Below are 9231 nucleotides of genomic sequence, written 5' to 3'. Positions count from 1 at the left end.
CACAAACTTGGCTCCGATCTGGTGTGCGGCTGCTGCAATCGCTTCGGCTGGCTCCAGCAAGCCGAAGTAATTGGGTTGCTGCAGATAAACACAGGCGGTTTGTTCATTCAACAGTGCTTCCAGAGCGGCCGGATCGGTAACACCGTTTTTTGCAGGGATTAATTCTACCGTCATGCCGTTACCGTTGCAGTAGGTTTGTATGGTTTGCAGAACCATCGGCATGACTGTTGCGGCAAGCAGCACTCGGTCGCGTTTGCGTTCGCGGCACATCGTCATGGCTTCGGCAGCCGCCGAAGCACCGTCATAAATGGATGCGTTGGATACATCCATACCGGTCAGTTCACAGATCATCGTCTGATATTCAAAAATGGACTGTAAAATACCCTGACTGATTTCAGCTTGGTAGGGCGTATAGGCCGTGAGAAAGCTTTCCTTGGCGGTAACGCTTTTAACAATGGCCGGAATATAATGATGATAAGCGCCGGCGCCGCGGAAAATAGCGGAAAACACTCGATTTTTGCCGGCTATCTCTTGCATAATTTGGCTGACTTCCAATTCGCTTTTCCCACCGGAAAGCTGTAATTGCTTGATTTTCAAAGCACTGGGAACCACCGCAAACAGGTCATCGGTTGTCTTGACACCAACCGTCTGCAGCATTTCCTGGCGCTCTTTTAAGCTGGAAGGAATGTAGGACATAGTTTAGTGCCCCTCCTCCTCTGCACAGATTTTAGCATATTGCTCCGCAGCAAACAACTCTTCCCGGTCACTCACGTTTTTGACTTCAATTATCCAAGCTTCATAGGGAGCGCTGTTCATGAGTTGAGGATGATCCCTCAATTCTTCGTTGACAGCTGAGATTTCACCGGTCACAGGCGAAAAGATATCGGAAACCGCTTTTACGCTTTCCACATCGGAGAAGGTTTCACCGCTCGTGACCGCATCACCGACTTCGGGCAGATTGATGTAGACCAAATCGCCAAGCAATTGCTGCGCCATATCGGTAATACCGATGCGAACCGTGGTTTCATCCAAGCGTAAGACCCACTCGTGAGATTTGCTGTAGAGTAAATTTTGGGGAATGTTCATGCTGATTGACCTCCTAATGTATTTTATTGATAAACGCAAGCTGCGCGTTTATTTTGAAGAAACAGAGGGTGCCGTGGTCCGGTCCCGCTTGTAGAACGGCAGTGCAACAATCTCTGCGGCAATTCGTTTGCCGCGCACTTCTACATCGACCTGAGTGCCGATTTTACCGTATTTTTTTTGGACCCGGGCCATGGCGAGACCGCAGCCAAAATAAGGGCAATAAGTCCCGGATGTCGTGATGCCAATCTCCTGTTCACCGATGAAAATTTTTTCCTGTTCGCGTACGATGCCGCGGCCGATTACCTTAAGACCAACACGCTTGTTTGTGTAGGGTTTTTTGGCGATCATTGCCTCTTTGCCCAGAAAACCGCCCTCTTTTTCCAGGTGGACAAAATAGCTTAAGCCGATTTCCAAAGGAGTGATCCTGTCATTCATTTCATGACCGTAAAGCGGCATGCCTGCTTCCAAACGCAGCGTATCACGACTGCCTAAGCCACAGGGAATCAGGCCCAGTTCTTTACCGGCTGTCAGCAGTAAATTCCAAACCTCGGCGGCATGCGCATTGTCGAGGTAAATTTCATAGCCCATCTCACCGGTGTAGCCGGTGACAGAAACAAGACAGGAGATGCCATTGAGCTGAATATTTTCTTTGAAGGTATAATTATCGACAGGCAGAGCGGCAGCATCCGTCAGCTTGGCTAAGATGGCGGTGGAATTAGGACCCTGCAGCGCTAGTTCCGCCGTATCGTCAGAAATATCCGCGAACTGAACCTCGCCAAACAGATGTTCCTGCATCCAGGCAACATCTTTTTCGCGATTGGAAGCATTGACGACCAGCATATATTTCTCATCGCCCAATTTATAAACAATCAGATCATCCACGAAGCCGCCTTCCGTATTGCACATCGGGCTGTAACAGACCTCACCGTAGTGCAATAAAGCAATATCATTGGTCAGCAGACGATTCAGATTTTTTTCAGCGTCTCTGCCGCTGTAGATCACTTCTCCCATATGGGAAACATCAAATAAGCCCGCTTGTTGGCGGACAGCCATATGCTCCGTAATGATACCGGTTGCATATTGAATCGGCAGCAAATAACCGGCGAAAGGTACAAGTTTACCGCCGGCTGCCAGATGGCAGTCATACAGAGGTGTTTTCTTTTCCATTGATTTTCCCCCACTTCCTATTATTATATTTTTATATAAAAACGGAGGCATGCCTTATAACATGTCTCCGTAATTCTGCCTGAAAGATTCTTCGGCTCCAATCCTTTCCCTTTGCCAGCGGTTGATGCGGAGTTAAGATTGCTGCGGCGGTGTCAATCCAATGACTTTTCGAAGTATCGTTTGAATTCGATTTTTTTGCCCGAGCGCTATTTGCAATTTCCTTTCGGCTCTGCTGAATATTCCTGCATTGTAACTATGCGATGCAGCAGTCTCTCTTGAATTCTTCTTGCGATTTCTATTCAATTTATCATAAGTATACTAGCATGTTTTTACATTGTCAAGGGTGGTGATCGTAAATCTTTTTTATTGAAAATTACAAATTTAATTTCCCTCAATATATTACCAGTTATGATTCAGGCTGTTAATCTGTTCGGCGATTTGTAACTTAAGCTCTTTTTGATACCAAAATCAAAAAGGTGAAGCAAAAGCGTATCAATCGCCGGAAGCGAAGCGACCGCTGCGGCAGTTTCAATCCACGTTTTTAGGAGAAGGTGACCTGAATACTGCTGCCCTTGCTGACGGTGGTGCCGGCTGCGACCGATTGTTCACGGCAGATACCGCTGCCTTGGCTGATGAGCACTAAGCCGAGTTGATCGCAGACCGAAGAGATTTCTCTTAAATTCTGACCGCTGAAATTTGGAATCACCGTTTTTGCCGGATCAGTGGGAAGGGACGGCAGCATATAGAGATGCAGGGCCTGACCGGCTGAGACGGTTCCGCCGGCGGCGGGATACTGCGCAATGACCACATCACCGCTGCCGATGTAACTGATTACCGCATTACTGTGCAGCAGCAGTGCAGCGAGTTCTGTCTTTGTCTTACCAGTCAAATTGGCTACTGTGGTTTCCGATGCGGTAGTGATTTCTGCTTCTGTCACATCTCCCGGCAGATAGCCCGCATAATCCAGCGCTGCTTCGGCAATTTTACGGAACATTGGCGCGACGGTCTGACCGCCATAATAGCCGTTAGGACCTTTGGGATCATCAAGGTAAACATAGATCGAGTAAACGGCTTGCTTCGCCGGAGCAAAGCCAATAGTGGAAGCGATGTACTGATCTTCATAATAGCCGCCGGTTTCGTCGTTGAGCTTATTGGCGGTTCCGGTTTTCCCGGCCAACAGATAACTGTCGGAAGCACCTTTCGAACCGGGAGCATTTAAAACATAAACTAAGATATCTCGCATGCGTTCCATGACGGAAGCAGAGGCAACCTCCCGGATTATTTTCGTGGCGGTATCGGTGCGGTTCCCCTCGGCATCCATTTGTGTTTTCACCAGAAAAGGCTGCAGCAACTGGCCGCCGTTGACAATCGCGTTGATGGCATTCAACTGCTGAATCGGTGTGACCGAAGGCCCTTGACCAAATGCCGCCGTGAATAATTCCACATCGCGAATGGAATCGGGGTCGAATAATACCCCGGCAGTTTCGCCGGGAAAATCAATTCCTGTGAGAGAACCGAAACCCATTAATTTTTGAAATGAAATCAGTTTCTCGGCGCCTAACCGCAAACCGAGCTGTCCCAGGATCACATTGCTTGAATTACGCATGCCATCCAATAAGCTGAAGGTTCCGTGATTAGAACCCATGTCCCAGTTTTGGATTTTTTCTCCTGAGACGACATAATAACCCGGATCGTCGAAATAACTTGTTTCGCTGGCAACATTATTGCTCAGCGCCGCCAGACAGGTAATGATCTTAAAGGTAGAGCCGGGTTCAAAGGCGTTGGAAACCAAGGGGTTGTTCCATAAATTCGGATCAGCCTCGCCAAAATGGTTCAAATCGAAATTCGGTATGGACGCCATCGCCAGAATTTCACCGGTATAAGGATCCATTATGATACCACCGCCGGAAGCGGCTTTGTTTTCTGTGACAGCAGCGCTCAATTCGCGTTCCAGTATGGTTTGCAGCTGTTCATCAATCGTCAGGAACAAATCATTGCCATCGACAGCCGCAACCACTTGATTATCGTAAAGCGGGATCGCACTGCCGTCGCTGCTTTCAATCATAACGGCACTGCCGGCTGTACCGTACAATTCATCGTCATACCAGAATTCCAGACCGGAAAGGCCATGATTGTCTGTGCCGACAAAACCCATGAAGGTAGAAGCGAAATTGTCGAGCGGGTAATAGCGTTTGGGTTCATAAAGAAAGGTAATCCCCTGCATGCGCAGAGCGCGCACCGCATCCGCCTTTTCGGGAGGGATTTGGCGGCAGAGATAAAGCTGAGCCTGGCTGGAAGTGAGACAATCAAAAACGTCCTGCCAATCCATTTCCAGAATGGCGGATAATTTCGCAGCCAAACTTTCTATACTCTCAAACGGCTTCAGATAATTTCCTTCGCTGTCCGTCTCATAAGATTCCAAAGCGGCAATGAGCTCAGGAATGACTTCGATCGTCTCCGCTTGCGCGCTGAGAGCCAGGGTTTTACCGTTTCGATCGTAAATATCACCGCGGACGGGATTGATGGGCTGAGTGTGCTGCCAGGTCTCGGCTGCTTTTTCCCGTAAAGCGTCGCCGCTGTGCGCGGTGGGTGCAAAATTGATCCAGGCTATACGGCCGATCAGAGCCGCAAAGAGCATAGCAAAGCAGAACATGATCCATTTACCGCGGCTGTTTTTAAATTTTCGCATCCTGAGATTGACTCTGTTTTGCTGCAGAACACGGTGTGGGGTGCCGGAAGCTTTTTCAGAGCAGGTTTCCTTCCGCCTCCGCTTTTGATGCCATCCTGCGAAGATCTTTTGGGGCTGAGATCCGGTTTTTTTCCCGGCATCGGTTGATTTGGCAGACGTGCTTTTCAGCTCCCTTCTCTCGGGCAGATTCTCTTTTATTCGAGCTCAAACTCTTTAAACCCTTCGAACAATTTCCGGACTGGCAGCCTGCCGATTTCCGGTCCTGTGCTCAGATCCTGACGAATATGGGTGGCTGCTTGCCGCAGATAGTTCGAACTGATCCCGTGATCGATCGATTGATAGGCTTCCAGATAAGCGGCATATTCATCGCATAAACCGATCAGGGAACCCATGACAGGCAATCCGGGCACCGGCGGTTGTAAAAGCAGTTTTTCAAATTGATCTGCTGTCAGTAAAACCGGCTGTGTATCGGGAGCAGCGCCGAAAATCAGACGATCCTGAAATTCCTGGCTGGTATAAGCAATCAATTCATCTTTGAATCGGTAATCGCCCATCAAAGGATAAAGCTCTTCCCGAACAATACTGTCTTCAATTTCTTTCACAATTTCCGGTAAATTGGCGGTGGCACGTTTGACCGGAGAAACGATATCGCGAATCACACTTTCCGGCAGATCATGGAAAAGACCGGCAAAGAAATTGCTGTAAATCATCCTGCCCGGCTGTTGAATTTTTGGGAAGTCGGGCAACTGACGTGTCAGCAGCATGGCAAAGCAGGCTACCAGCATAGAATGACCTAAAACGGTAGTGCGCGGAATGCGTTCCGTATGACTCCAGCGCACCTGAAAGCGAAGCTGTTCCAATCTCAGGAGCAATTCATATAATTTCTGGTGTGTCACCAGCATTTGCATTCCCTTCAGTTGTAAATGGCTCTGCATTTCTGCATTCAATTGCTGTTCGATTGAGTAAAGCTGCGGTGAAGATACATTGACTAATTTGATCAGTTCAAATTCACGATAGGTCGCATAATCATGGGCGGCACTGAGAATGCTGCTCTCCATTGGCTTTAAGGGATGTTCATCCGTGAGGTACGCCGCAAATCGCTGCAGCAATTCCTGGTCAAGATCACCTAAATCCGCTTTGTATTGATCAAGAACCCAATAATTCAGTTTACGGAACTCCTCGGGATATTGATTGCGAATACGGTGATGAACGCTGGATTTAATATCAGAAAGGGCAATTTTCCTCAAAAGATCAAAAAAACTGGCATAAATGATCTCCTGCCAATCCACCTGTAAAGTGACACCATTTTGCTTTTGTGCTTCGATTTCAACGTGACCGATCAGATAGGCTGTCATCATTTTTAAACTGCTGTTATCCATTTCCGTTAGTTCTGCGGAGCGGGCCATATCATTCCAGCGTTGGATGGAAAAGCCGTTGAACAGTTTTAAAGCGAAGTTTTTTGTTAGCATGCATCTATCACTCCTTTTCTGATATCATAATCTTTTTACTGCCGGAAAGCAAGTTCTTCAGATCAGACACCGTCTGATTTTGCAGTGTAAATTTTTTGCTGAATGACTGCGGATGCTTGCCCGCGAGGAAGGAAACAGGCATGAGAATAACGAAACTAATCAGGAAATCAGTACTCATTATTCATTATTGATCGTATCAGGAAGGCGAAGGAGGATTGTTTATGAAAAAAATCAAAGTCTACGGCAGCAGTTTCTGACCCGGCTGTTCCACGGTGAAAGAGGTTCTTTCCCAGAATGCGCTTGAATTCGAATATGTTGATATCACTTCCGGCATGAAACCGCTGAAGGAGTTTTTAAAGCTGAGGGATACACTAAAGCTGTATGAAGAAATTCGCGGGACAGGCAGAGTGGGGATTCCGATGATCGCTGCCGATGACGGTGATTCTGCAGAATATTATCTTGAGCTGCCGTCTGATTTGTCAGTTTTGAAAAATTAACGGTTTGATTTGATCCGCAGAGGCAGTCAATTGCTGCATCTGCGGATTTTTCTGTATTCGGACAAATAGGTTTTCATCATAGAACAGCCGTAAAAGAACGCTTGAAATACGCCGCCGGAATCTTTGAAACGGCTCTGATCTGTAACCTGTTCAGTACTGAAAATAGCGCAGCAGCGAAGTTTACGCGGTTTGTTTACGGTAGGTTGCCGGTCTTGGTATCTGTTCAGTAATTTTTGGTCAGATCAGTCCGGAGAAAAACAAAATAGAGCAATTGGGAAAGCGGGTAAAATCATCTTAAAAAAAAGTAATGGCAGATAATTGAAAAACAATTTAATTTTAGTAATATATTAAATTTACGGTATTTTTTTAAACTGTAACAATCAATTATCACTTCTATAGCAGCTGCAGTTTGTAATAAATGAAATTATATGACTTATTTGTGATATAATATGCCTTATGATGATAGTATTCAAAAATAAATATAATTTAATATGTCCATTTCAAAATATAAATATTAATTTTACTTTAAAATATGAATGAGATTCGCTTAATACAAGAAAATTATTTCTAAATACATGAATATTACTATAAATATTATGCTAATAAGCCAGAATATATGGTAAAACAAAGCACTGAAATTGGCAGCTCTACAAAAATATTATATAGGAAAACGAGAATTTAGTTAGTTTTTCTGCTTGACAAAAATCGGACACTTGTATAAAATGAAGCTAGTTTTGTTATAAGTTTTTTTCCCGTTTGCTCTAATAGTCTCAAAAAGTAGCATAGCATTGTAAAATCAGACAAATTGCGATGCGGAAAAAAAGGGGGTATGCGGCAAAATAACGAAATGGAAGTGTTTTTACCAGCAGTGGAATCTTCGTTCATTCTATTTTATTCATGGTACGGGAAAGACACAACAAACAGATTCAAAACATATCATTTGAAACATACAGGAGGTGCAAACTTATGACACCGTTTATGCAAAATATTGCAAATTCAATCAAGCCGTTCTTTTCCAAATGGCTGTACAGCAATGGAAATCTCGGTTTGACATCCACAGTTTTCTTAATCGTTTATGTTTCGGCACTGCTGGTCATGGTAAGCAAAGCACGCACCGGAGGCACGATTCCGAAGGTTCGCCGGATTGCCGGTTTGGATGCCGTTGACGAAGTAGTTGGCCGTGCGACGGAAATGGGGCGTCCCGTTCTGTATAGCCCCGGTATCGGCGACTTAACCTCTGCCGATACCTTAGCTTCTTTCAACGTATTGGGCCATGTCGCTAAATTGATCGCGAAATACGATGCCCGTATGATCGTCTGCAACCGCACACCGCCAGTCCAGCCGATCACCGAATCGATTGTTCGCGCCGCATATTTTGAAGTAGGCAAACCGGATGCGTATCGTGAAGACGATGTTCGTTTCCTGACCAATGACCAATTCGGTTATGCCGCCGGCGTAGTCGGTATCATGAACCGTGAAGGCGTTGCGGCTCTGGTCCTGATCGGTTCGTTCTATGCTGAATCTTTGATATTCGCCGAAGCCGGCAACCAGGCAGGCGCGATTCAGGTTGCGGCTACCAGTTCTACCAGCCAGACGCCGTTCTTCGTCGTAGCCTGCGACTATTGCCTGATTGGCGAAGAAATTTACGTTGCCGGTGCTTACTTAGGTCAGGACAGAGTCCGCTTGGCAACCATCGTCGTCCAGGACTGGGGAAAACAATTTACCTTGATCGTCATCGTTCTTGGCATTATCGCGGCAACGATCGGTTCCTTCACAGGCGTGAAAACGAATGTGATCATCGATTTATTGAGACTGTATTAAAGAGAAACTAACAACAGGAGGTGTAAACTATGCGTAGAACATTGCCGATGGTAATCACACTGGTGACCGGTATCATCGTTATACTAAAAGATATCTTTATTTCCCCGGCCTTCAATGACTTAGTTCAGAAATATTTGGTGCGCAGCCAGACGTTGTCCGTCGCAACGGCCGTGGCTTTGGGCGGCATATCCTTGATGCGTGTGCATGGGCACAGAGTTGCCCGCAGACGGGACGGTTGGGTTAACAGTCTGATTCTGATTATTGGTTTTGCCTTGTTGATGATTTTGGGCGTTACTTTACCGGGCGGCCATAACAGCGCCACCTATAACTGGTTTTATCAGAATACTGCCGTGTCGGGCGGTGCCACCGTTTTCTCTTTATTGTGCTTCTATATTGGCTCAGCAGCCTACCGTGCCTTCCGCGCCCGCAGCCTGGAAGCGACAGCGCTTCTGTTATCTGCCTGTTTTGTCATGTTGGGCGGCACCTCCATTGGTTCTGCAAT

General features: G+C 46.5%; 7 protein-coding genes. 2 read left to right on the top strand and 5 right to left on the bottom strand.

Annotated elements, in window-relative coordinates:
* The 5 genes from LLG09_02710 to LLG09_02690 all read right to left on the bottom strand — a co-directional run.
* A partial coding sequence (locus tag LLG09_02710; protein ID MCE5196026.1) for an aminotransferase class V-fold PLP-dependent enzyme occupies positions 1–696 on the bottom strand: 696 nt, incomplete at its 3' end.
* Positions 697–699: 3 nt separating this feature from the next.
* On the bottom strand, positions 700–1086 hold the full coding sequence (gene gcvH / locus LLG09_02705; protein ID MCE5196025.1) for a glycine cleavage system protein GcvH: 387 nt from the start codon (positions 1084–1086) through the stop codon (positions 700–702).
* Between the two features lie 48 nt (positions 1087–1134).
* Positions 1135–2253 carry a glycine cleavage system aminomethyltransferase GcvT gene (gene gcvT / locus LLG09_02700; protein MCE5196024.1) on the bottom strand — a complete coding sequence of 373 codons (1119 nt, stop codon included), beginning with the start codon at positions 2251–2253 and terminating at the stop codon, positions 1135–1137.
* A 541-nt stretch (positions 2254–2794) separates the two neighbouring features.
* Positions 2795–4942: a PASTA domain-containing protein gene (locus LLG09_02695; GenBank protein MCE5196023.1), complete on the bottom strand. Its 2148-nt coding sequence runs from the start codon at positions 4940–4942 to the stop codon at positions 2795–2797.
* 194 nt (positions 4943–5136) lie between these two features.
* Entirely contained in the window at positions 5137–6411 is a 1275-nt protein-coding gene (locus tag LLG09_02690) for an HD domain-containing protein (GenBank protein MCE5196022.1), read from the bottom strand.
* 1463 nt (positions 6412–7874) lie between these two features.
* Here LLG09_02690 and LLG09_02685 point away from each other — a divergent pair.
* Together LLG09_02685 and LLG09_02680 are read left to right on the top strand one after the other, a co-directional pair.
* Entirely contained in the window at positions 7875–8729 is an 855-nt protein-coding gene (locus tag LLG09_02685) for a hypothetical protein (GenBank protein MCE5196021.1), read from the top strand.
* Between the two features lie 29 nt (positions 8730–8758).
* Positions 8759–9231, top strand: a 473-nt coding sequence (locus tag LLG09_02680; protein ID MCE5196020.1) for a hypothetical protein, incomplete at its 3' end; no start/stop codon positions are given.

The sequence above is a fragment of the Negativicutes bacterium genome (assembly GCA_021372785.1).
GTDB lineage: Bacteria > Bacillota > JAAYKD01 > JAAYKD01 > JAAYKD01 > JAJFTT01.
This window is presented reverse-complemented; position numbering and strand designations above follow the sequence as displayed.

Coding starts and splice junctions, on each gene's coding strand:
- gcvH (MCE5196025.1), bottom strand. CDS start 1,086: ATGAACATTCCCCAAAATTTACTCTACAGCAAATCTCACGAGTGGGTC.
- gcvT (MCE5196024.1), bottom strand. CDS start 2,253: ATGGAAAAGAAAACACCTCTGTATGACTGCCATCTGGCAGCCGGCGGT.
- LLG09_02695 (MCE5196023.1), bottom strand. CDS start 4,942: ATGCGAAAATTTAAAAACAGCCGCGGTAAATGGATCATGTTCTGCTTT.
- LLG09_02690 (MCE5196022.1), bottom strand. CDS start 6,411: ATGCTAACAAAAAACTTCGCTTTAAAACTGTTCAACGGCTTTTCCATC.
- LLG09_02685 (MCE5196021.1), top strand. CDS start 7,875: ATGACACCGTTTATGCAAAATATTGCAAATTCAATCAAGCCGTTCTTT.